General features: G+C 64.4%; 23 protein-coding genes. 12 read left to right on the top strand and 11 right to left on the bottom strand.

Features of this window, described 5'->3' with window-relative positions; genetic code table 11:
* The first annotated feature begins 7 nt into the window (after positions 1-7).
* Both PQR32_RS33095 and PQR32_RS33090 read left to right on the top strand, forming a co-directional pair.
* Positions 8-301, top strand: a complete 294-nt coding sequence (locus PQR32_RS33095; RefSeq protein ID WP_408206108.1) for a type II toxin-antitoxin system Phd/YefM family antitoxin — start codon at positions 8-10, stop codon at positions 299-301.
* Between the two features lie 10 nt (positions 302-311).
* Positions 312-563 (top strand): Txe/YoeB family addiction module toxin, encoded by a 252-nt coding sequence (locus PQR32_RS33090; RefSeq protein ID WP_408237215.1) that lies wholly within the window; start codon positions 312-314, stop codon positions 561-563.
* 66 nt (positions 564-629) lie between these two features.
* Here PQR32_RS33090 and PQR32_RS33085 read toward each other — a convergent pair whose 3' ends face one another.
* Positions 630-1,550: a DMT family transporter gene (locus PQR32_RS33085; RefSeq protein ID WP_408206103.1), complete on the bottom strand. Its 921-nt coding sequence runs from the start codon at positions 1,548-1,550 to the stop codon at positions 630-632.
* A 114-nt stretch (positions 1,551-1,664) separates the two neighbouring features.
* On the opposite strand from PQR32_RS33085, the gene PQR32_RS33080 reads away from it, so the two are divergent.
* Complete coding sequence (locus PQR32_RS33080) at positions 1,665-2,543, top strand: LysR substrate-binding domain-containing protein (protein WP_408237212.1); 879 nt, start codon at positions 1,665-1,667, stop codon at positions 2,541-2,543.
* Here the strand turns inward: PQR32_RS33080 and PQR32_RS33075 are convergent.
* From PQR32_RS33075 to PQR32_RS33050, 6 genes are all read right to left on the bottom strand, one after another.
* Complete coding sequence (locus tag PQR32_RS33075) at positions 2,528-3,586, bottom strand: ABC transporter ATP-binding protein (RefSeq protein ID WP_408237209.1); 1,059 nt, start codon at positions 3,584-3,586, stop codon at positions 2,528-2,530. The genes PQR32_RS33080 and PQR32_RS33075 overlap by 16 nt on opposite strands.
* A gap of 28 nt (positions 3,587-3,614) precedes the next feature.
* Positions 3,615-5,219: an ABC transporter permease gene (locus PQR32_RS33070; protein WP_408237206.1), complete on the bottom strand. Its 1,605-nt coding sequence runs from the start codon at positions 5,217-5,219 to the stop codon at positions 3,615-3,617.
* Entirely contained in the window at positions 5,219-6,250 is a 1,032-nt protein-coding gene (locus tag PQR32_RS33065) for an iron ABC transporter substrate-binding protein (protein WP_408237203.1), read from the bottom strand. The genes PQR32_RS33070 and PQR32_RS33065 overlap by 1 nt, the downstream gene beginning before the upstream one ends.
* Before the next feature lie 58 nt (positions 6,251-6,308).
* Positions 6,309-7,616 carry an iron uptake transporter deferrochelatase/peroxidase subunit gene (efeB, locus tag PQR32_RS33060; RefSeq protein WP_408237200.1) on the bottom strand — a complete coding sequence of 436 codons (1,308 nt, stop codon included), beginning with the start codon at positions 7,614-7,616 and terminating at the stop codon, positions 6,309-6,311.
* A 37-nt stretch (positions 7,617-7,653) separates the two neighbouring features.
* Complete coding sequence (locus tag PQR32_RS33055; RefSeq protein ID WP_408237197.1) at positions 7,654-8,805, bottom strand: NHL repeat-containing protein; 1,152 nt, start codon at positions 8,803-8,805, stop codon at positions 7,654-7,656.
* A gap of 101 nt (positions 8,806-8,906) precedes the next feature.
* Positions 8,907-10,430 (bottom strand): carbohydrate porin, encoded by a 1,524-nt coding sequence (locus PQR32_RS33050; RefSeq protein WP_408237194.1) that lies wholly within the window; start codon positions 10,428-10,430, stop codon positions 8,907-8,909.
* 336 nt (positions 10,431-10,766) lie between these two features.
* Between PQR32_RS33050 and PQR32_RS33045 the strand changes: the two genes are divergently transcribed.
* The 9 genes from PQR32_RS33045 (at position 10,767) to hutC (PQR32_RS33005) (ending at position 19,272) form a co-directional block, all read left to right on the top strand.
* On the top strand, positions 10,767-11,450 hold the full coding sequence (locus tag PQR32_RS33045; protein WP_408237191.1) for a hypothetical protein: 684 nt from the start codon (positions 10,767-10,769) through the stop codon (positions 11,448-11,450).
* A gap of 181 nt (positions 11,451-11,631) precedes the next feature.
* On the top strand, positions 11,632-12,468 hold the full coding sequence (locus PQR32_RS33040) for an arylamine N-acetyltransferase family protein (RefSeq protein WP_408237188.1): 837 nt from the start codon (positions 11,632-11,634) through the stop codon (positions 12,466-12,468).
* Positions 12,469-12,480: 12 nt separating this feature from the next.
* Entirely contained in the window at positions 12,481-13,161 is a 681-nt protein-coding gene (locus tag PQR32_RS33035; RefSeq protein WP_408237185.1) for a methyltransferase family protein, read from the top strand.
* 293 nt (positions 13,162-13,454) lie between these two features.
* On the top strand, positions 13,455-14,315 hold the full coding sequence (locus PQR32_RS33030) for a transporter substrate-binding domain-containing protein (protein ID WP_408237182.1): 861 nt from the start codon (positions 13,455-13,457) through the stop codon (positions 14,313-14,315).
* Positions 14,316-14,410: 95 nt separating this feature from the next.
* Positions 14,411-15,133, top strand: coding sequence for an ABC transporter permease (locus PQR32_RS33025; protein WP_106280532.1), 723 nt, complete (start codon positions 14,411-14,413; stop codon positions 15,131-15,133).
* A gap of 14 nt (positions 15,134-15,147) precedes the next feature.
* Positions 15,148-15,903 (top strand): ABC transporter permease, encoded by a 756-nt coding sequence (locus PQR32_RS33020; protein ID WP_408237179.1) that lies wholly within the window; start codon positions 15,148-15,150, stop codon positions 15,901-15,903.
* Between the two features lie 35 nt (positions 15,904-15,938).
* Positions 15,939-16,730 (top strand): ABC transporter ATP-binding protein, encoded by a 792-nt coding sequence (locus tag PQR32_RS33015; protein ID WP_012426714.1) that lies wholly within the window; start codon positions 15,939-15,941, stop codon positions 16,728-16,730.
* A gap of 38 nt (positions 16,731-16,768) precedes the next feature.
* Positions 16,769-18,418 carry an HAL/PAL/TAL family ammonia-lyase gene (locus PQR32_RS33010; protein ID WP_408237176.1) on the top strand — a complete coding sequence of 550 codons (1,650 nt, stop codon included), beginning with the start codon at positions 16,769-16,771 and terminating at the stop codon, positions 18,416-18,418.
* A 92-nt stretch (positions 18,419-18,510) separates the two neighbouring features.
* Positions 18,511-19,272 (top strand): histidine utilization transcriptional repressor HutC, encoded by a 762-nt coding sequence (gene hutC, locus PQR32_RS33005; protein WP_408237173.1) that lies wholly within the window; start codon positions 18,511-18,513, stop codon positions 19,270-19,272.
* 23 nt (positions 19,273-19,295) lie between these two features.
* On the opposite strand, the gene hutC (PQR32_RS33000) is transcribed toward hutC (PQR32_RS33005), so the two are convergent.
* Genes hutC (PQR32_RS33000) through PQR32_RS32985 form a run of 4 tightly spaced genes read right to left on the bottom strand, consistent with a single transcriptional unit; the run spans position 19,296 to position 22,376 of the window.
* Positions 19,296-20,099 (bottom strand): histidine utilization transcriptional repressor HutC, encoded by an 804-nt coding sequence (gene hutC / locus PQR32_RS33000; RefSeq protein WP_408237170.1) that lies wholly within the window; start codon positions 20,097-20,099, stop codon positions 19,296-19,298.
* A gap of 52 nt (positions 20,100-20,151) precedes the next feature.
* Entirely contained in the window at positions 20,152-21,021 is an 870-nt protein-coding gene (locus PQR32_RS32995; RefSeq protein WP_408237167.1) for an amino acid ABC transporter ATP-binding protein, read from the bottom strand.
* Positions 21,022-21,041: 20 nt separating this feature from the next.
* Complete coding sequence (locus PQR32_RS32990; protein WP_408237164.1) at positions 21,042-21,704, bottom strand: amino acid ABC transporter permease; 663 nt, start codon at positions 21,702-21,704, stop codon at positions 21,042-21,044.
* A 21-nt stretch (positions 21,705-21,725) separates the two neighbouring features.
* Complete coding sequence (locus tag PQR32_RS32985) at positions 21,726-22,376, bottom strand: amino acid ABC transporter permease (RefSeq protein ID WP_106280544.1); 651 nt, start codon at positions 22,374-22,376, stop codon at positions 21,726-21,728.
* Between the last annotated feature and the right edge of the window lie 5 nt (positions 22,377-22,381).

The raw sequence follows: 22,381 nt of genomic DNA, 5'->3' as shown, positions 1-22,381 counted from the left end.
AAAACAAATGAACGTCCTTACTTACAGCGAGGCGCGTGCCGGCTTTAAGCAAGCGATGGACGACGTCTGCCGCGATCACACACCCATGCTGATCACGAGGCAGACCGGCGAAAACGTGGTCATGGTTTCGCTCGAGGATTTCAATGCGATGCAGGAGACCTTGTATCTGTTGAGCTCATCGAAGAACGCCCAACGGCTCGCCAGGTCTATCGCCCAGTTGAACGCCGGCAGTGCGACTGCGCGCGAACTGCTGACCGATGAACAAACAGAGAAGCCGCAACGAGGAGGCCGCAAAGGCTGACAGTGTTTTTATGTTCACCGACGATGCGTGGGACGACTATCTGTACTGGCAAGAGACCGATCGAAAGGTCTTGCGCAAGATCAACGCGTTGCTAGAGGAGTGCCGACGCGATCCTTATCGCGGCACGGGAAAACCGGAGGCCCTGGTTGGCAGCTTGAGCGGATTGTGGTCGCGCCGTATCACGCTTGCCGACCGCCTCGTCTACTTGCCGCGAGACGGAAAAATCTACGTGATCGCCTGTCGCTTCCACTACGACGGCTGAAAGAAACCGGGCGCAAATACCCGGTTTTTATTCAACGCGTCGACATCGGCCGAGCGCGCCGGAATCTCAATCCACCTGCCGCCGCACCCGCCCGCCAGGACGCAGCACCGAAAGCAACGGCCACCCGAGATTCACGCCGAGACTCGCCACCACGATCAGCACCATGCCTGCTAGTTGCGGCATCGACAACGCCCGTCCGTACACGAGCGCATCGACCACGATCGCCGTCAGCGGATACACGAACAGCAACACGGCGATGATCGGCGTGCTCAGCTTGGGCAACGCGCCGTAGATCAGCACATACGACAGCCCCGTATGCAGCACGCCCATGCCGACCAGCCAGAACCACTGCATTGGGCCGATGTGCACGGCGGTGAGCGGCGCGATGAACGGCAGGCACACCACACCAACCGCGCACTGCGCGAGCGTCAGAAGATGCGGCCGCAGATTGCCGAGCCCTTTAGCGATCAATGTGACGCTCGCATACAGCACCGAGCCCACCAGCGCTTCGCCGATGCCGATCAGATAGCTCGTATGGCCCTGTAGATTCTCCGTGGCCGCGACGCCCGACGCGAGCACGAGTCCCACGAAAGCGGTCGCAATCCAGCCGAGCCGGTCCACGCCGAGCCGCTCGTTGAACAACGCCGCGCCAATCAGCACGACCCAGAACGGCTGCACGTGAAACACCACGGTTGCAACCGCGATGCTGGTGCGATGAATCGCATCGAAGAAACCGACCCACTGCGTGACCATCAGCACGCCCGTGATCAGCGCCAGCGTGACGGTGCGTCGCGTGAAATGCGCGCGCGTGAAGAAGCCTTTCCACGCGCAATACGCGGCGAGCGAGAGAAAGCCGAACAGGCAGCGAAAGAACACGAGCGTCAGCGCGCCGAGCCGCGCTTCCTCGACGAAGATGCCGAGCGTGCCCATCAGAAGCCCGCCGCTGGCCAGCGTGATGGCGCCTTGTTGACGTTGGGTGAGGGACATGCGCAACGGCTCCGCGAATTGATGTGATGAGGTGATGTCCCGAGTATTGCGCGGCTTGCACGCCACCGACAAACGAATTAAATTGAGCAATTCCATAAGCTGGATTGATAAATCATGCACCCCGAATTCGACGTCGATCTGCTGCGCACCTTCGTCGCGGTGGTGGAAACGGGCAGTTTCACGAAGGCGTCGATGACCGTGCATCGTTCGCAGGCTGCGGTCAGCATGCAGATCAAGCGGCTCGAAACCATGCTCGGCACGACGCTGTTCGCCCGCAACACGCGCAATCTGTCGCTCACGCGGCCGGGCAATACGCTGCTCGAGTACGCGCGGCGCGTGCTGGCGTTGCATGAGGAGGCGTGGTCGGCGATCGTGCGGCCCGAGGTCACCGGGCGCGTGGTGCTCGGCGCACCGGACGATTACGTGTCCTCGCTGCTGTCACCCGTGTTGCGGCGCTTCTCGAATCTGTATCCGCACGTGGAGATCGAAATCGTGTGCGCGCAGAGCACGTCGCTCGCGCCGATGCTGGCCGACAACAAGATCGATCTCGCCTTCGTCACACGCGACCGCAAGTTGCGCGGCGAATTCGTGCGCAGCGAGCCGATGGTGTGGGTGGGCGCGTCGGTGGATACGCCGGTGCTGGCGGCGTCGCCGCTACCGGTGGGACTTTACGAACCCGGCTGCGTGGCCCGCCAGCATACGCTGGCCGCGCTCGACGGCGCGCGGATTCGTTACCGCGCCGCGTTCAGCAGCGCGAGCCTGATGGGACTGGTGGCGACCGTGGATGCGGGGTTGTCGGTGATTGCGCTCACGCGTTGCAGCGTGCCGCCACGGCTCACGATTCTCGGTGAAGCGCAAGGCTTGCCGAAGATCGCGCCGCTTGAAATCGTGGTGGCGCGCAGCGCCAAATCGGATCGTCCGACCTGCGATTATCTGGCCGCCCAGATGATGCAGGATCTGTCACTGCGGCCTCAGGCTCAACCACGAGCGTAAGCCGTCACCTCGCCATCCACCGCGAGCCGCACCTGCTCGCCGGGTCGCGGGCAAAGATAACCCGGCACCCGCGCGCGCACCATCGTCCGCGTGTCGGAGCGCAATTGCAGCGCGACGCCCGCGTCCTGCCCCTGAAAGATCACTTCCGTGACGACAGCGTCATAGGCCGCCGCGCCGTTGGGCATCGTTTCTTCGGCACGCAACAGGCGGATTTGCTCGGGCCGCACCATCACGTCGACAGCGCCGTGGCCCATCGGCCCGGACAACGGCAATTCACCCAGTTCGCAACGCACGCGATCCTGCGTGGCCATACCCGGCAACAACACCGCCTCGCCGACGAACGATGCCAGCTCGCGCGTCACGGGCCGGCGATAGAGCGTCTCCGGCGTCGCCGTCTGGATCAGCCGGCCGTTCCATAACACCGCGACTTCATGCCCGAGCGACAACGCCTCGGATTGATCGTGCGTGACCAGCACGGCTGTCGCGCCGGTCGCGGCCAGCGCGCTGGCTACGGCTTGCCGGGTTTCGAGCCGCAAGGCGGCGTCGAGCGACGAAAAGGGTTCGTCGAGCATCACCAGCGTAGGCGACGGCGCGAGCGCGCGCGCCAGCGCGACGCGTTGCTGCTGGCCGCCCGACAACTGCTGCGGCGCGCGCTCGCCGAAGTTCGCCGGCAAGCCGACCAGTTCCAGCAATTCGGCCACGCGATGCCGCGCGCGGCGCTGCGCGCGCGGCAAGCCGAACACGATGTTGTCCGCCACCGACAGATGCGGAAACAGCGCGCCTTCCTGCGGCACATAGCCGATGCGGCGCTGTTCGGACGGCACATGCAGACCGTCGCCCGCCACGCGGCGGCCGTCGATTTCCACGCTGCCGCCGTCGGCGCGTTCGAAACCGCAAAGCAAACGCAGCAAAGTGGTCTTGCCGCTGCCCGACGGACCCAGCAGCGCCAGCAGCGTGCCGCGTTCGACGGAGAGATCGATGCCGTGCAGCACGGGCGTGCCGTCGAATGATTTTTGCAGCCCGCGGATACGAAGTTCGCTCATGAAAATCCGATGGTAAAAGCGCGGCGCGTCAGCCGCGTTCGCCGAGTAGCGCCGATTTGCCGAGCAGCGCGAACAGAAGGCCGGAGGCGAACAGCGAGATGCCGGTGAGCAACGCCGCGTAAGGCGCCGCCGCGGCGAACGCCATCGTCGAGGTGTCGGCCCAAACCTGGGTGGCGAGTGTTTGCGTGTCGAGCGGGGAGAGCAGCAGCGTTGCGTTCAGTTCGGTGACGACCGAGATGAACACCATCGCCGCGGCCGCGCCGAGTCCAGGTCCGGCGAGCGGCAACACCACGCGGAACAGCGTCTGCGACCAGTTCAGGCCGAGCGCACGCGCGGTCTCCTCGAGGCGCGGCTGCGCCTGCATGAAGGCGGCGCGCACACTGACCAGCGCGAGCGGCATGAACAGCATGGAGTAGGCGATCACCAGCAGCGTCGCGCTCTGATAGAGCGGTTGCAGCGCATGCACCGCGAGCGACACGATCGCCAGCGCGATCACCAGACCCGGCACGCCTTGCGCTAGAAACACGGTGCGTTCGAACAACGTCGCGAAACGGGTCGGATAGCGCACCAGCAGGAACGCGAGCGGCACCACGAGCAAAGTGGTCAGCAACGCCGCGGCAAGCCCGAAACCGAGCGACGAGATCGTGGCATTGAACAGCAATTCAGGTGAGACGTCAGCCGGTGTGACGGCCGCCGCGCCCGGTTGCGTGAGCCAGTAGCCGATCATGCCGAGCGGCACGCCGAGCGTGGTGATCGACAGCAGCGCAAAGCCGGCAACGACGATCCAGCGCCATGCGCCGAGGTCGTAGCGCAAGACCGCGCGACGTGTGCCGCGGTCGACGCGTTCATAACGCGCAGCGCCACGCACCCGAAACTCGAATGCCAGCACGATCAGGCAGATCACGATCAGCAGGCACGCGAGCAGCGAAGCGCCGCCGCCATCGAAACTGGTGCGGAATTCCGCGTAGATCTGCGTGGTGAACGTGTGAAAACGCAGCAGCGTAAACGCGCCGAACTCGGACAGCACGCCGAGCGCGACCAGCAGCATGCCGCCGAGCAGCGCGGGACGCAATTGCGGCAGCACCACGCGAATGAAAGTGGTCCAACGGTTGCAACCAAGTGCGCGCGCGCTTTCTTCGAGCGCCGGATCCATGCCGCGCAACGCGGCGGCGACCGGCAGATAGACGAGCGGAAAATACGCACAGGTCAGCACGAGCAACGCGCCCGCGAAGTCCTGCAAATCCAGGCTCAGCGACACCCACGCATAGCTCGAGATAAAGGCCGGCATGGCGAGTGGCGCGGCGCTCAACACGGCCCACGCTCGGCGCCCCGGCAAATGCGTGCGTTCGACGAACCACGCGGCGGCCGTGCCGATCACGGCGGCGACCAGCGTGGTCGAGACGGTGATCATCAACGTGTTGATCAGCAGTTCGCCGACCAGCGGCCGGAAGATCAGGTCGATCGCCTCGCCGGCGCCGAAGCTCGCGGCGCGCCAGAACGTAAACGCAATCGGCAGCAACACCAGCAAAGCGCTGAGTGCCGCTGCCGCGAACAGACCGCGCGGCGCGGGCGAACGGGCGCGCGCCGGGACAGTGGGGACAGCCGGCGGTCCGGCTGACAAAGCTTCGCTCATTACAGCAGGCCTGCCTGACGCAGCAGCTTGCCGGCCTGGCTGTCGTCGCCGAGTTGCTTGATCGTCAGCGGCGGCGGGCTCAATTCAGCGAACGGCTTGAGGATCGGGTCCGGTGCGACGCCTGCGTGCAGCGGATACTCGAACATCACGTGGCTCTTCGCCATCAACTCCTGCGCTCGGTCGCTGACCAGATACGCGAGAAACTTCTGTGCGCCGTCCGTGTTGTGCGCGGACTTCAGCACCGCCGCGCCCGACACGTTCACTGCCGCGCCGGCATCGCCGTTGCCGAAGTGATAGATCGCGCTGCGGGTTTTGCCGTCGCCGAGTTCGGCATGCAGACGCGCCCAGTAGTAGTTGTTGATCAGACCCGTTGCGACACCGCCGCGGTTCACGGCGGCGACTACGCCTTCGTCGTCGTCGAAAATCTGCGCGTTGGCTTTCAGGCCCTTGAGCCATTGCACCGTTTGCGCTTCGCCCTTCAGCGCGAGCACGGCGCTCACGAGCGGCAGGAAGTCGCCGTCGCTCGGCGCAATGCCGATCTTGCCTTTCCATTCCGGCTTGGCGAGATCGAACAGCGATTGCGGCAGTTGCGATGCCTGGATCTTGGTGGTGTTGTAGGCGAGCACGTTTTCACGCGCGGTCACCGCGACCCATGCGCCGGTCGGCGAGCTGAAGCGCGCCGGCACGGTGGCGAGCGTCGCGCTGTCCACCTTGTTCAGCAGGCCTTTCTCTTCGAGCAGCATTAGCTCCGGCGAGTTTTCCGTGAAATACACGTCGGCCGGCGTAGCAGCGCCTTCGGCGACGATCTGCGCGGCCATCGCCGGGCCTTCGCCGTTGCGGATCTTCACCGAGATGCCCGACTGCTTTTCGAAGTCCTTGGCGAGCAGATTGACGACCTGCTCGTGCTGCGCGTTATACAGCGTGATCGACGCGGCCTGCGCCGCCGACGGCACCGTCGCGAAAGCGGCCAGCGTGAGGGCGACCGCGCTGCCCAGGACACGCAGACGCGTGCCAAACGAGTTGTAAGCCATGATCCAGAAGTCCGTTGTGATGTTGTAGTTGATCTGTGTTTTGTTGACTGCGTCTGCTTTACGTCTCGAACAATCCCGCGCCGATATACGAACCCGGCTTCGCGCCCGGCGGCACGGCGAAAATCGCGCTGCCGACGTGCGTCGTGAACTGGTTCATCATGTCGAACTTCGCGAGCCTGTCGTTGATCGGAATAAAGCCGCTGCGCGGGTCGCCCTGATGCGCGATAAAAATGAGGCCCGCGTCGTACTCTGTTTCCTGGCGCCATGGCGGCCAGCGCTCGATGTAGAAATTCGTGCCGTCGTTATACGAGTACGAACGGCGCAGAATCTGCGCACCGTTGTTGCTCGCCTGATTCGACAGACGCACGTGCGAGTTCTCCGGAATCACCGGATTGCCGTCCTTGTCCTCTTCCTTCAGGTCCACGGCGTCGAACTCGTTCTTCTTGCCGATCGGCGCGCCGCTGTACTTGTGGCGTCCGAACACCTGTTCCTGGAAGTCCAGCTCGGTGTTGTCCCAATGCTCCAGCGTGATGCGGATGCGCCGCACGACGGTATAGGTGCCGCCTTCCATCCACGGCGCGTCGGCGCTCGCGCCGGCCCACACGAACTGGTTCATCAACGGCGGTTTCGCGGTGGACGGATTGTTGGTGCCGTCCTTGAAACCCATCAGATTGCGCGGCGTCTGACCGCGCGGACCCGACAGGAAACCGGACTGGCCCCAGCGCATCGTCGCTGTGCCGTACGCGAGGCGCGACAATTGCCGGACCGCGTGAAACGCGACCTGCTGATCGTTCGCGCAGGCCTGGATGTACAGGTCGCCGCCGGTCTTTTCCTTGATCAACTGGTCGCCGTTAAAGCGCGGCAGATCAACGAGCGCGGCGGGGCGGCGCGCGGCGAGGCCGTAGCGATCCTTGCCTTCATGCGTGAAGAGACCGGGGCCGAAGCCGAAGGTGATCGTCAGCCCGCAGGGGCCGAGACCGAGCACATCGCCGGAATCGGGCGCGGCCTTGTTGTCGCCGGCGGTGCCGGTCGGCAGCGGCGCGGCGGTGCCACCTTGCGTGAGACGCGCGGCCGCATCGGTCCAGGCGCGCAGCAGCGCGATCACGTCCTCGCGCTTTTCGGTGGTGAGATCGAGCGCGGCGACGTAGGTGTGACTTTGCTGCGGGGTGACGATGCCGCCCTGATGCACGCCGTAGAACGGCTCGACGGCCGTCTGCGGATCGGCGAGGGCATGCGCCTGCGTTTTGCCGAGCGCGTTCTGCGATGTCGCCAGACCCGCGCCGAGGCTCGCGCCCGCCGCGACCGCGGCGCCGCCCGCCTTGAGAAACCCGCGCCGTGACGGGCGCGGGGGTTGATCGTTTGCCATGGTTACTTCACCTTCGTTCGGCTTTGGAATATGCAACTTACTTCGCGAGCACCAGCGTGTTCACGTCGTCCTGCACGTAGTAGAAACCGTCGCCTTCAGGCGTCATCGCGAGGCCGAACAGGTCGCCGTTGCCCGGGGGCGATTGCGCCTTGTCGGTGTCGATCCAGCGCGCGTAGATCTGCTTGCCGCTGGCCGGATCGATTTCGACGATCTGGCCGTTCAGTGCGTTGGTGACGAGCAGGTGGCCGTTGGGAGCGGTCACCATCGCGAGCGGCCGGTGCAGCAGGCCGTCGGCGGTCAGTTGACGGCCGACGCCCGCGCTCGTGTCGCGCGTCATCGGGTCGTCGATTTCGGTAATGCGATTGCCGATCGCGTCGGACACGTACAGCAATTTCTGATCGGGCGAGAGCGCGAGTCCAGTCGGGCCGACGAGGAACACGCCCTTGTCCGCCTGCGCGCCAAAGCCGCTGCCCACCACCGTTTCTTTCTTCACGACCGGCGGCTTGCCGGGCGGGACGTCGAGGTCCAGACGCAGCACGGTGGCCTGCTTGAACACCGGCGGATTGCCGTCCGCGCCGCCCACGCCGAAGCCGGCGTTGCTGACGAACAGCGTCGCGCTGTTGCCGTTGTCGACGACCGCCATGTTGCCCCACGGATCGTTGATGTTCGGGCTGCTGATGGTCGAGGCGACCTTGCCTTGCGGATCGATCACGATCAGGCAGCCGGCGCCCTTGGTGCCGGTGGTGCCGTCGTTGCTCGGCGTGCTGCCGACGATCACGTAGCCGGACTTGAGCATCGTCATCGCGGTCGACAGGCCGATGCCGCCCGGGCATTCCTTCAGATCGCGCGGCACCGTCGCGAACACCGTCATCTCCCTGGTATCCGGGTGATAGTTGATGATCGTGCTGCCGGTGCCCTGCAGATTGGTCGAGTTGTTGAAGTTGCCGACCAGCACGTCGCCTTGCTTGACCGTGCCGGCCGTGACCGGCGCGACCACTACGGCGTACGGATTCTGGTCGCCGTTGCCCGGCACGGTGTTGATCAACGTGGTGTGGTGCTTGACGGTTTCAAGGAAACCTTGCGGTTCGGCTTGCGCGCTGCCGGCCGTCGCGAATGCGGCCGCGCCGACAGCGGCGGCGATCAGGGCCCGCGCGGCGCGCGGCAAAAACTGGCGCGTGGGATTGTTCACGATTGAGCCTCCGTGCCTGCGCACAAAGCGGTGATTGCGGTCATGATCGAAAGCATGGGATTCGATTGGGTCGGTAGCGTGTGAGTTGGGCGCGGACGTCATCAGAAGTTGATGTTGGTCCGCACGCCGATGACGAACGTGTTGCGCAGCGGCTGCGTCGGATCGTTGGGATTCTGGCCCGCGCCGGCGTTGAACGTGTACTGCGCGTCCGCCTGCAGCTGCCACCACGGATTGACCTGGTACTGGTAGGTCGCCTCGAGCGTGGTTTCGCTGGTGCGTATGCCGTACGGGCTGTTGCTGAATGCCCGCGCATCCGTATCGAGGCCGTTCACGTGATTGCCGACCTTGATGTAGGTGAGCGCGAGGCCGACGCTGTCGTTGTCGCGGCCGGCGAACGGCGCTTTCATCACGACGCCGAGGTTGGCGGCGAGGCTCACCAGGTTGCGGTCGCCCGGCGCGCCCATCACGCGCGCGAAGACGCCGATGCTGCGCGGCTCGTCCGGGTCCGGACGCCAGATCATCTGGTCGGCCACGGCGTAGAAGCTGTAGTCGCCGTGATGATTCTGGGCGATGCCGCTGGTGGCCGGATTCGCGAGCGACAAGCCGGTGTTGTCGTAGCGCTGATCCGCGAAGCTGCCGTTGTTGTACCAGACACCGAGCTTGTAGGTGCCGGGCAAACCGCCGCCGCCCGCGCCGACCATTTCGCCGTCGGCCGGCTGGTTGATCGCATACTGCAACTCGCCGATGAACAGCGTGCCGTTGTGCAGGTTGAAGTTGGTGCCGCTTTTGTTGTCCGGGTTGTTGCCGAGCGGGTCGCCGTCGTACACACCGGCCAACGCCGTCAACGCAGGCGTGATCTGGCCGCGCACGCGCACGCCGAGGTCGGACAGCGGATACGCCGGGCCGCCGGACGGCATGTCGTACGAGGGCAGGGCAGGCCAGCCGAACATCGTGTTGACGAACAGCGCCGAGTACTGGCTCGTGATGAATTCCTGGTCGATACTTTGCTGACCGATCTTCACGTCGATGCGCTTGTTCAGGAACGACTGCTGATACCACAATTCCCACAGACGGGTCGTGTCATCCGCTTCGATGCCGCTCGCCGTATTCAGCGTGCCGAGCTTGTTGGCGCTGAGATTGGCGCCGTGGATCTGCAACGCGCTGACGTTGAACAGGCCGCCCGGCAGGCCGAACGCTTTCTGCGTGTCCAATTGCACGGTGCCCGTCGTCAGGCCGTCGTAGTCGGCGCCGCGCGCGAGACCGCCGCGCAGGTTGGCGAGCACTTCGCTGGTCTCGGTGAGCGTGAAGGTCACGCCGTATTTGCCGAGCCAGGGGCGCAGTCCGCCGATGTCGCCGAGCATCTGCTGTCGATTCCAGAAGCCGGTCCACTGGTTCGTCTGGGTCGCCTGAATATTCAGGTCGGCCTCGGGCGCTTCCGGCGTGGCGTCGGGATTGGCTTCGGCCATGGCGGCGCCGGCTGTCAGCGACGCCCACGCGAACGCCGTGCAAAGCGCGGCACGTCGCATGGAGGGCAAGCGCGCACGGCGCGTGGTGTTGGCGCGCGGCGCGGAATCGCGAAACGGACGCGCTTTTGCGCCAGGTCCGTTGAAATGGGCGAACTTCATCGAAATCCTTATTGGTGTTGTATCGACTGATTTGAACCATCGCGGCGCGTCGCCGCATGCGCGCGATTTGCTGCATCGGTTCGCGACGCCAGCTGCAGCAGATGGCGAGATCGTACGCATGCGGAATTGGTGCGTCAACACAAATGAGAACGATTCGCATCAATATTACTGACATATAACTTTGCTCTTTACGTACTGTTACTAAACGGCATTTGCACGTAATTCGCAGCGAATGTGAGCGTAATGAAAATGTATGGTGGTGGTCATATGAACGCGTTCGGAGGCGGGGTGTCGAACTCGCGCGAATACCCCGAAACAGCCATTCAGGAGATGGATATGAACAAACGCAGAGTGTTGATTTCGTTGCTGGCGAGCGGTGGTTTGCTGGTGAGTGGCGTCTCGAATGCGCAGCTGAATCTCAAGCAGTTCGGCATAGGCGGCGGTGACAGTTCCGCGGGCGCTGGGGCGACGGGGTCGTCCGGCGGCGTGTCGCAGTTGTTGCAGAACTACGTGGGCGCCAACCAGCAGGTGCTCAGCGGCCAGTCGAGTCTGGCCTCGGCGATGGGAATGAGCAGCGCGGCGGGGCAGGCGCAGCAGGCGGCGGGTTTGCTGAGCGGCGGCACGCCCTCGGTGAGTCAACTGACGCAGGCGGGCAGCACGCAGCAGTCGCTGTCGCAAACGCTGACCCAAGCCTTCGCGAGCGGCGCGAGCGGCAGTGCGTCGGCTACGCCGATCAACAAGGAGGCCTTTGCGGACGGCCTGTCGTCGCTGGGTAAAGGCGTGAGCCAGTATTCGAGCCTGCAATCGGGGCTCGGCAGCATCGGGCAGATGAATCCGTCCTCGCTGCTGCAGGCCGGCATGAATCCGCAGACGGCGCAAAGCGTGTCATACATCGCGCAATCGGCGCCGGGGCAGTTGCAATCGTTGATGTCGACGCTGAGTTCGGCCGTGCAGTTCGCGTCGAGCCACGGCATCAGCGTGCCGTCGATCGCGACCTCGGCGCTGAAGGGCGGTCAATAACAAGCGGCTTGATAGATGAACGCCGTCTTCGCACGGGCGGCGTCGTCCGGCGACTACGAAAACAGGTAAAGGCCGCCAGAGTGAGTGGATCACAAAAGCGGCTATGATCGATTTCCAAAGCCGCACGGCCGCACGCACCCCATAAGCGTCCAGCTCCCAAAACCATACCGGAACCCTGCCGATGTCTCACACAGTGAATCTGGACAACTACTTCGCCCGCATAGGCTACGAAGGTCCGCGCGCTGCAACGCTGGAGGTCCTTCAGGCGCTTCACAGGTTGCACCCGCGCGCGATTCCGTTCGAGAACCTGAATCCGCTCACGCGGCGTCCGGTGAAACTGGATCTCGAATCGGTCGAGCGCAAGCTGGTCACCGAACATCGTGGCGGCTACTGTTTCGAACAGAACGCGCTGTTCGCCAACGTGCTGATGCAGTTGGGCTTCACGGTCACGCCCTTGCTCGGGCGCGTGCTCTGGGGCCGCGATTCGGACAGCCCTCCGCCGCGCACGCATATGGTGTTGCGCCTCGACATCGATAACGAGGCCTGGATCGCCGACGTCGGTTTCGGCAGCGTGACGCTGACCGCGCCGCTGCGCCTGGCCATGGGCCTCGCGCAGCCCACCGAACTCGGCACGTTCCGTCTCGCCGACGCATCACGCGACGCGCTTTGCCTCGAAGTGCAGGCGCGCGACGAAAGCTGGGCGCGGGTCTACCGCTTCGATCTGCAGCCGGTCGAGTGGATCGATTACGAAACCTCGAACTGGTACACGTCGACCTCGCCGGAAGCGATTTTTGCGAGCACGCTGATCGTGTGCCGCGTGTTGCCCGAAGCGCGGCTCGCGCTGCTCAACGATCAACTGAGCGAACGCGCAGCCGATGGCCGACTCGTCAGCGAGCGGCAACTCAGGAGCGCCGGCGAACTCGCGGCGTGTCTGCGCGATCAGTTCGGCTTGAACACCGGCGAGATCGACATCGCTGAAATATTCGACCGCGTGCGCACGCCGGCGAAAACCGCGTAGCAACGAACCACCATGGTCGCGCGCCTCATCTTTCAAACGGTGGTCTGGCTGGTGGGCATGGGCGCGCTGCTGTTCGGCGCGGCGGGCACCTTTGCATGGCCGGCCGGGTGGTGGTATGTGATCGAGTTGGGCGTGCTGAGCCTGTGGATCGGGTTGTGGCTGGCGCGCCATGATCCCGGCCTGCTCGCCGAGCGACTGTCGCCATTCGTGCAGGAGCAGCAAAGCCGCTGGGACCGCATTTTCATGGTGAGCGTTTCAGTGGCGTGGTGCGGCTGGCTCGTCCTGATGGCGTTCGACGCAATGCGCTTTCACTGGACCGCGCCATTACCGGTCGCGCTGGTCAGCGTCGGCTCGCTCTGCGTGGCGCTCTGCCTCTTCATGTGCCGCTTCGTGTTCCAGGCCAATAGCTACGCCGCGCCGGTCGTGAAGATCCAGGCGAGCCGCGGGCATAAAGTAATCGACACCGGCCTTTACGCGCATGTCCGTCATCCCATGTATTCCGCCGCGCTGCTGCTGTTTGTCGGCACGCCCTTGCTGCTCGGATCGTGGTGGGGGCTGGCCTTCGTGCCGGTCATGGTGATCGGTATTGGCTGGCGCGCGGTGCGCGAAGAGCGTGTACTGGCCGAGCAACTCGACGGTTACACGGACTACATGGCGCGCGTGCGTTATCGCTTCGTGCCGTTCGTCTGGTAGCGCGCATCGCACCGCCGTCTCCTCCGCGCTGTTTGCTCAGCTTGCATCAACCTGTCTAGACAAAACGAATTGCGCCTGCACGTCGGGCGGCGCAGGCCATGCGTCGTTCACGCATTAAGAACTCCCCGCAAAGCCCTGCTGCACGGCAGCGTCTAGGGGCTTACCCGATGATTCCGTTAATTTCTCGCAAATTCTCTTGCGACCGCTTTTTGACTCATGCAGACTTGTCTATACAAATTAAGCGGCGGTTAAACATTCGGCTCGACGGTTTCCTCAATCAAAGGAGTTTCGACGTGAAAGTGAAGCGCACGACGGCAACAAAAGCATTGATCGGCGCCGTTCTCGGCGCCGCGGCGATTTTCGCGGCACCGGTGCAGGCCAAAGACTGGAAGACTGTGACGATCGCGCTCGAAGGCGGCTATGCCCCGTGGAATCTGACCTTGCCGGGCGGCAAGCTGGGCGGCTTCGAACCCGAACTGGTCGCCAACCTGTGCGAGCGCATCAAGCTGCAATGCAATCTCGTGGCGCAAGACTGGGACGGCATGATTCCCGGTTTGCAAGCGGGCAAGTTCGATGTCCTGATGGATGCAATCTCGATCACGCCGGAGCGTGAAAAAATCATCGCCTTCTCGAAGCCGTACGCCGCCACGCCCGCCACGTTCGCCGTGGCCGATGCGAAGGTGCTGCCCAAGGCCGCGCCGGGCGCCGGTGTCGTCAAGCTGTCCGGCGACCCGAAGGCCGACCAGCCGACCGTCGACGCTTTGCGCAAGCAGTTGAAGGGCAAGACCATCGGCATCCAGTCGGGCACGGTCTACACCAAGTTCATCAATGAAGGCTTCAAGGACATTGCCACGATCCGTGTCTACAAGACATCGCCCGAGCGCGATCTGGATCTGGCCAACGGCCGCATCGACGCCTCGTTCGACGACGTGACGTACTACGCCGCCAACATCGACAAGAAAGAAACCGCGTCGATCGTGATGGCCGGCCCGAAGATCGGCGGCCCGATCTGGGGCCCGGGCGAAGGCCTCGCGTTCCGCAAGCAGGACGCCGACCTGAAAGCGAAGTTCGACACCGCGATCAGCGCCGCGCTCGCCGACGGCACCGTCAAGAAGCTCTCCGACAAGTGGTTCAAGACCGACGTCACGCCTTGATTCGCCTTCACGTTAAGAGGTAACGGCAGGCGTGCGTGGCGAAAACCCGCACGCGCCGGCCGGTTCGATCCGCCGTAACGGATAAGAGGTAGGAAATGGCTCTGATACAGATGCTCGGCTTCGGGCCGGAAGGCTGGGGCGGCGTATTGCTGCTCGCGGCGTTGATGACGGTGGCGCTCACGCTCGCGGCGCTCGCGGTCGGCGCCGTGTTCGGCGCGCTGGTGGCGGCCGCCAAGCTGTCGCGTTTTCGTACGCTGCGCGTGATCGGCGATATCTACACCACGGTGTTTCGCGGCGTGCCGGAACTGCTTGTCATCTATCTGTTCTATTTCGGCGGCTCGACGCTCGTCACGACCGTCGGCCAGTGGTTCGGCGCGGAGGGCTTCGTCGGCGTGCCGCCGTTCGTGGTGGGCGCGCTGGCCGTGGGCATGATTTCAGGCGCCTATCAGGCCGAGGTGTACCGCTCGGCGGTGCTGGCGGTGTCGCGCGGCGAACTCGAAGCCGCGCGCTCGATCGGCATGCCGACGCTGACCATGGCGCGCCGCATCCTGATTCCGCAAGTGCTGCGTTTCGCGCTGCCCGGCATCGGCAACGTGTGGCAATTGAGCCTGAAGGATTCGGCGTTGATCTCCGTGACGGGGCTCGCCGAATTGCTGCGCACGAGTCAGGTGGCGGCGGGTTCCACGCATCAGTACTTCACGTTCTTCGTAGTGGGCGGCGCGCTCTATCTGCTCATGACCAGCATCTCGAACCGCGTCTTCAACCGTGCCGAAGCGCACGTGGGCCGGTCCTTCAAGCGCAACTTCGCGCGCAACTGACGAGGGCGGCCATCATGCATTTCGACTTCGACTTTCTGTTCGACACGATCAAGCAACTGCTCGGCGCCGTGCCGACCACGCTTGGCCTGTTCTTCTGCTCGTTGATTCTCGGCGGCCTGCTCTCGCTCGTGATCGTGACGATGCGCGTGTCGCCGCACTGGCTGCCGAATCGCTTCGCACGCGCTTATATCCTCGTGTTTCGCGGCTCGCCGCTGCTGATCCAGATGTTCCTCGTGTACTACGGCATGGGCCAGTTCGGCGTGATTCGCGAGAGCTTCCTGTGGCCGGTGCTGCGCGAGCCCTACATGTGCGCGGTGTTGTCGCTCGCGCTCTGCACGGCCGGCTATACCGCTGAGATCATTCGCGGCGGGTTGATGGCCGTACCGGTCGGTCAGATCGAAGCAGGTTATTCGATCGGCCTGTCGGGCTTCGCGCTGCTGCGCCGCGTGATCGGCCCGATCGCCTTGCGCCAGTGTTTGCCGTCGTATTCGACTGAAGCGGTGCTGCTCGTCAAATCGACGGCGCTCGCGAGCCTCGTCACCGTGTGGGAAGTCACCGGCGTCGCGCAACAGATCATTCAGCAAACCTATCGCACGACGGAAGTCTTCATCTGCGCCGCGCTGATCTATCTGTTCCTGAATTTCGTCATCGTGCGGCTGCTCGGCATGCTCGAAACGCGTCTGTCGCGCCATCTGCGCGCGGCGCGCCCGCAGGCCGCGGCAAACCGCCCGGTTTCCGCCACCACCGAAGCACGCCGCGCCGCGCCTTGAACGGCCGCCCATCCTGGATGAATCTGGAGAATCCCATGAACGCTACGGCACCCGTTGCACTGTCGGTCAAGAACATTCACAAATCGTTCGGCGATCACCACGTGCTCAAAGGCATTTCGCTCGACGCCCATCAAGGCGACGTGATCTCGATCCTCGGCGCGAGCGGTTCGGGCAAGAGCACGTTCCTGCGCTGCCTGAACCTGCTCGAAACGCCCGATGACGGCTCGGTCTCGCTGGCCGGCGAAGAGTTGAAAATGAAGCGCCGCGGCGACGGCAAGCTGCAACCGAGCGACCGCCGCCAGGTGGACCGGGTGCGCTCGCAACTCGGCATGGTGTTCCAGAACTTCAATCTCTGGTCGCATATGACGGTGCTGGAGAATCTGATCGAAGGGCCGATGCGCGTGCAAAAACGCAGCCGCGCCGAATCGGTCGAAGAGGCGGAAGCGCTGCTGGCGAAAGTCGGTCTCGCGGAAAAGCGCGGCCACTATCCGGCGCATCTTTCAGGCGGTCAGCAACAACGCGTGGCGATTGCGCGCGCATTGGCGATGCATCCGAAAGTCATGCTATTCGACGAGCCGACCTCGGCGCTCGATCCCGAACTGGTGGGCGAAGTGTTGCGCGTGATGCGTTCGCTGGCCGAAGAGGGCCGCACCATGCTGGTGGTCACGCACGAGATGGGTTTCGCGCGCCATGTATCGAATCGCGTGATGTTCCTGCATCAGGGGCAAGTGGAAGCCGACGGCACGCCCGACGAGGTGTTCGTCGAATGCAAGTCGGATCGCTTCCGGCAATTCGTTTCGAGCCATCAGGACCGCACCACCAACTGATCAGCATCACCAGATAATCTATCAAGCAGAGCACCGACATGGCCGTGATCCGTTCCAATCGTCCTCTCGACTGGGCTCAGGTGGCAGCGGTTGCCGCCGGCGAGCCGCTCGAACTTTCCGCCGACGCCCGCGCGCGCATCGCGGCGGCGCGCGTGCTCGTCGAACAGATCGTCGAGCGAGGGATTCGCGCCTATGGCGTGAATACTGGCGTAGGCGCGCTATGCGACGTAATCGTCTCGCCGGGCGAACAGCGCACGTTGTCGCGCAACATTCTGATGAGCCACGCGGTCGGCGTCGGCGCGCCGCTCGGTGCCGCCGAAACGCGCGCGGTCATGGCCGCGGCCATCAATAACTTCGCGCATGGACACTCGGGAATTCGCCTCGAAGTCGCGGACCAACTGGTGGCGCTGCTCAACGCGGATTGCCTGCCGGAAGTGCCGGCGTTCGGCTCGGTCGGTTATCTGAGCCATATGGCGCATATCGCGCTCGTCTGCATCGGTGAGGGCTACGTGCGCTTTCGCGGCGAGCGGCTCAAAGGACGCGACGCGCTGCAACGCCTCGGGCTCGAACCGCTCGTGCTCGAAGCCAAGGAAGGGCTGAGCCTGGTCAACGGTACGCCGTGTGTCACGGGCCTCGCCGCGTTGGCGCTCGCGCGTGCCGAACGCCTGCTCGACTGGACCGATATGGTCGCCTCGATGAGCTTCGAGAATCTGCGCGGTCAGCTTGCGGCTTTCGACGAAGATTCGCTGGCCTTGCGCATTTCGCCGGGCCTGAACCTGGTCGGCGGACGGATGCGCGCCGCGCTGGCCGACAGCGGCATTCTCGCGGCGGTGGTCGGTCAACGCACGCAAGACCCGCTGAGCATGCGGACCATTCCGCACGTGCACGGCGCCGCGCGCGACGTGCTCGCCGCGACCGCCGACGTGGTCAATCGCGAGCTCGCCTCGATCACCGATAACCCGATCGTCGCCGGCACGCCGGAAGAGCCACGCGTGTATTCGCAGGCGCACGCGGTGGGCGCCTCGATTGCGCTGGCGATGGACAGCCTCGCTACCGCGATCGCACAAGTCGCCGCAATGGCCGAGCGGCGCCTCGACCGTCTCGTCAATCCGCTGGTGAGCGGCTTGCCGGCATTTCTCGCCGAGCCGGGCGGCACCTGTTCCGGCTTCATGATCGCGCAGTACACGGCGGCGTCGCTGGTCGCGCAGAACCGGCGGCTCGCGCTGCCCGCCAGTCTCGATGGCGGCATCACCTCGGCCTTGCAGGAAGATCATCTGTGCCACGCGACGCCCGCCGCGCTGAAGGCGCTGGAAATCATCGACAACGCCGGGCGCATTGTCGCGATCGAATTGCTGGCGGCCGCGCAAGCCTACGACCTGCAAAGTATCGACGCGCCACGCGCACCGCACACTGGAGCGCTGTGGCAGCGCGTGCGCCGCGTCGTGCCGACCTACCGCGATGACCGTCCGCTCGCGGACGACATGAGCGTCGCTTTTCGCATGATCGCCGACGAAGCGCCGCCACCGTTGCCGAACCCTGGTAACATTGGCCCTCGGCCGCTCACGTCCGTTGACGGCGCGGACCTGGTGGCACCTGCAACGCTCACGAACCTGGCGGCCGCGGGCCACGTCCGCGCAGCCGCGGGCATCGCCGTCAATGACGGGCAGGCCGCCGCGCACATCGCATGACCCGGACAATGCCGGTGAGCGGGCTTACCCGCCGGCGAGCCGGCCAAGGTGTACCCACCAAGTACAACCCGCGTACCACCCACGAGGTCGGAGTGAACACAACTACAAACGCGCGAACCGCAGAGACGCAGGACCGCCCTGAACGCGGCCAGGAGACACCCGCGAAAGCGATGCCTGCCTATGAGCAGATCAAACGCTACGTGATCAGGCGCATCAGCGAAGGGGACTGGAAGCCCGGCGGATTGATCCCGTCGGAGACGGAACTGGTGAAGGAATTCGGCGTCGCGCGCATGACGGTGTCGCGCGCGCTGCGCGAATTGACCACCGAACGCGTGCTCACGCGCGTGCAAGGCTCCGGCACGTTCGTCGCGCCGCAGCGTTATGAATCAACGGTGCTGGAAATCCGCAATATCGCCGACGAAATCGCCGCGCGCGGTCACCGCCATTCGGCGCGTGTGCTGACGCTCGAGCCGAGCGACGACCCGCAGGCGCTCGAAGCGCTCGGCCTCGCCAGCGGACCGGCGTTTCATTCGTGCATCGTGCATAGCGAGGAGGGCGAACCGATCCAGTACGAGGACCGTTACGTCAATCCGAAGGTGTTCCCGGATTATCTGGAGCAGGACTTCACGATCGAGACGCCGAATCACTACATGGTGCGGCTCGCGCCGATTCAGCGCGCCGAGTTTCGCATCTATGCGCAGAAGCCTGACGCGTATGTGCGCCGGCATCTATTGATGGATATCGGCGAGCCGTGCCTGCAACTCTGGCGCCGTACATGGGTGGGCGACGACGTGGCGACGTCGGTGCAGTTGTGGCATCCGGCGTCGCGTTTTCATTTGGCGGGGAACGTCTAAAGCAGTTCGATACGTAGCGCGTTTTACCCCTGGCGTTGCGACAGTTCCGGGGAGAAGCGGCAACCTAGCCGGTAACGCGAGCCAGGGTGCACGAAACGCGCGAACGTGACCGCCACGCCGCTTGTCCACGTGCGGCGCATCAGCGTCAGGCACGGTTCCTCCGCGCGGATTTCGAGCAGTTCGGCTTCGACGCGCGTGGGCAGGCCGGCGTCGACCACATGCTCGACGTCGTGCGCCGGTACGATCTCGAACAGATATTCCGACGGCCTTACCGCGGAAAAATCCTGCAGCAGAAAATCCGGCGCGACGGCCGGATTCACAAAGCGATCCTCGAGCTGCACCGGCAAGCCGTTCTCGCGATGCACGCAGATCACATGAAATACCGAAGCACCCGGCGCGAGCCCTAACGCGTTCGACACCATCACGGACGCCGTCTCGCGTTGCGACAGGACCGTGTCGCAGCGGTATTCATGGCCCCGCGAGCGGATCTCGTCGCCGATATGGGCGATCATCAGCAGCGTCGATTGCGGCTTGCTTTGCGCGACGAAGGTGCCGACGCCCGAGACGCGCGTCACCAGTCCCTCTTCGGCGAGTTCACGCAGCGCGCGATTGACCGTCATGCGCGACACGCCGAGCGTCGCGACCAGATCGAGTTCGGACGGCAGACGGTCGCCCGCGCGGCGCTCGCCCGATTCGATGATGTGGCGGATATGGCTCTTGACCTGTTCGTAGCGCGCGGCCGGCGCGTCGGCCGCGGTGCGCGCGGCTTTCATCGCCGACGCGGAAAGCGGCTTGTCGTGAGTGCGGCTGCGAACGGTGGAGGACATCGGCGGCCTTTGCGTCAGCGTCCGCGTGAGGCAGGCTGAAACCGGCGCGCGTTCATACCGGATGCGCGTCGTCGGGACCGCGCGTCCAGAACGCGTTGCGGTCGAAGTAGTTCTGCAGGAACTGCCGCAAGCGCGGCTGTCCGGCATCGTGAAAGACATCGCGCGGGTTGCCTTGCACGGCGATCCGGCCTTGATCGATGAACATGACTTTGTCCGCGACCTGCGCGGCAAAACCCATTTCGTGCGTGACCACGGCCATTGTCATGCCGTCGCGCGCGAGTTGCTTCATCACCTGCAGCACTTCGCCGACCAGTTCCGGATCGAGCGCGGAGGTCGGCTCGTCGAACAGCATGATGTGCGGCTCCATGGCGAGCGCTCGCGCAATCGCCACACGCTGCTGCTGGCCGCCCGAGAGCCTGGCCGGATACGCGTCGCCCTTGTGCGCGAGTCCGACCGTTTCGAGCATCGCGTTGGCGCGGCGGCGCGCTTCATCGCGCGACAGATGCCGCACGCGCAGCAGCGATTCCATCACGTTGCCGAGCGCCGTCATGTGCGGCCACAGATTGAACTGCTGAAATACCATGCCGACGTTGCGCCGCACGCGATTGATCTCGCTTTGCGACGCGCGCACGCGTTTGCCGTTGCGCTCGCTGTAGCCGAGCAGTTCGCCTTCGATGCGCACGTCGCCCTGATCGTAGGTTTCGAGCGCGGCGAGACATCGCAGCAGCGTACTTTTGCCCGATCCCGACGGCCCGATGATGCAGACCACTTCCGAGCGCGCGATCTCGAGATCGACGCCGCGCAGCACGTCGACTTCACCGAAGCGCTTGCGCAAATCGCGCACTTCGATCAGCGGTGCGCCGGCCGAGGGTCCGACGGTGGCGGAAGACGCGGAGGAGGGCATGTCGGCGATGGCGTTCATAAGAGAGGATCCGTTTGCGTTCATGCCATGAAGCGCGCGATGCGGGCTTCGGCCCACATGCCGGCGCGCGACGTCAGCTCGACCAGCGCGAGATAGCACACGCACAGCACCAGCAGCGTTTCGACGAAAGCAAAGGTGGCCGAGCCGATGCCGGTCAGCACGAACGTGAGTTCGGGCACGGTGACGATGGACAACACGGCCGTTTCCTTGCTCAGCACGATGATCAGATTGGTCAGCGCGGGCACGATCAGCACGAGCATTTGCGGCACCTGAATGCGCAGGACCGCTTGCCAGCGCGTGAGGCCAAGGCACGACGCCGCTTCCAGATGACCCGGCGGCACGGATTGAAAGCCGGAGCGAAAGGCTTCGGCGAAATACGCGCTGCCGTAGAGACCGAGGCCGAGCACGCCGGCGGTCATCGGTTCGAGCGTGAGGCCGAAAGACGGGCCGCCGTAATACAGCAAAAAGAGTTGCACGAGAAACGGCGTGCCGCGAAACAGTTCGATATAGAAGCGCAATATGCCGCGCACCCAGCGTCCGCAAAAGAGTTGCAGCACGGCAATCAGAAAACCGATCAGGATGCCGATCGCAACGCCCGCGGCCCATGTGCCGAGCGTCGTGGCGAGGCCCGCGGCGATCGGCTGCAGGTTGTGCGTGATGACGGTGGGATCGAGCTTTTGCATGGCGTGGTGTCGATGTCGAGCTCAGGCGTGCTGCAGGCGGTATTCGGCGGCGTGCGCGACGAGCGCGAGCGCGCCGCAGATCACAAAGTAGATCAGCCCGGCCGCGACGTACGCTTCGAGCGGCCGATAGGTGCTGGCCGCGATGTTCTGCGCGGTGCGCGTCAACTCGGCCACGCCCACTACCGAGATCAGCGACGAAGCCTTGATGAGCAGCACCATTTCATTGACGAGCGAGGGCAGCGTCAAACGGAACGCTTGCGGCACGAGAATGCGGCGCAGCATGTCGAACGGTGAGAGCCCGAGCATGCGCGCGGCCTCGAGATGGCCCGGCGGAACGCTGAGAAAACCGCCGCGCAATATTTCGGCGATATACGACGCGGAGCACAGCGACACAGCGCTGAGCGCCGCCACGATCGGCGACACGTTGATGCCCGCGAACGGCAGCAGGTAATAGACCAGCAGCAGTTGCACCAGCATCGGCACGCCGCGAAAAAAGAACACATACGCGCCGCCGAACATGCGCGCCGCGCGGTTCGGCGAGAGCCGCGCCGCGCACACGCCGATCGCGACGAAGAAACCGATCAGGAGACCCGTCAGCGAAATGCCGATGGTGGCGAGCGCCGCATGCAGCAGCAGCGGCAAGCCCTGGAGGAAGACGGTCGTGCTAAACATAAGCG

Source organism: Paraburkholderia dipogonis (genome assembly GCF_046027395.1).
Taxonomy (GTDB): domain Bacteria; phylum Pseudomonadota; class Gammaproteobacteria; order Burkholderiales; family Burkholderiaceae; genus Paraburkholderia; species Paraburkholderia dipogonis_A.
The sequence above is the reverse complement of the archived record's forward strand: the minus strand, read 5'-3'. Positions and strand labels throughout refer to the sequence as shown.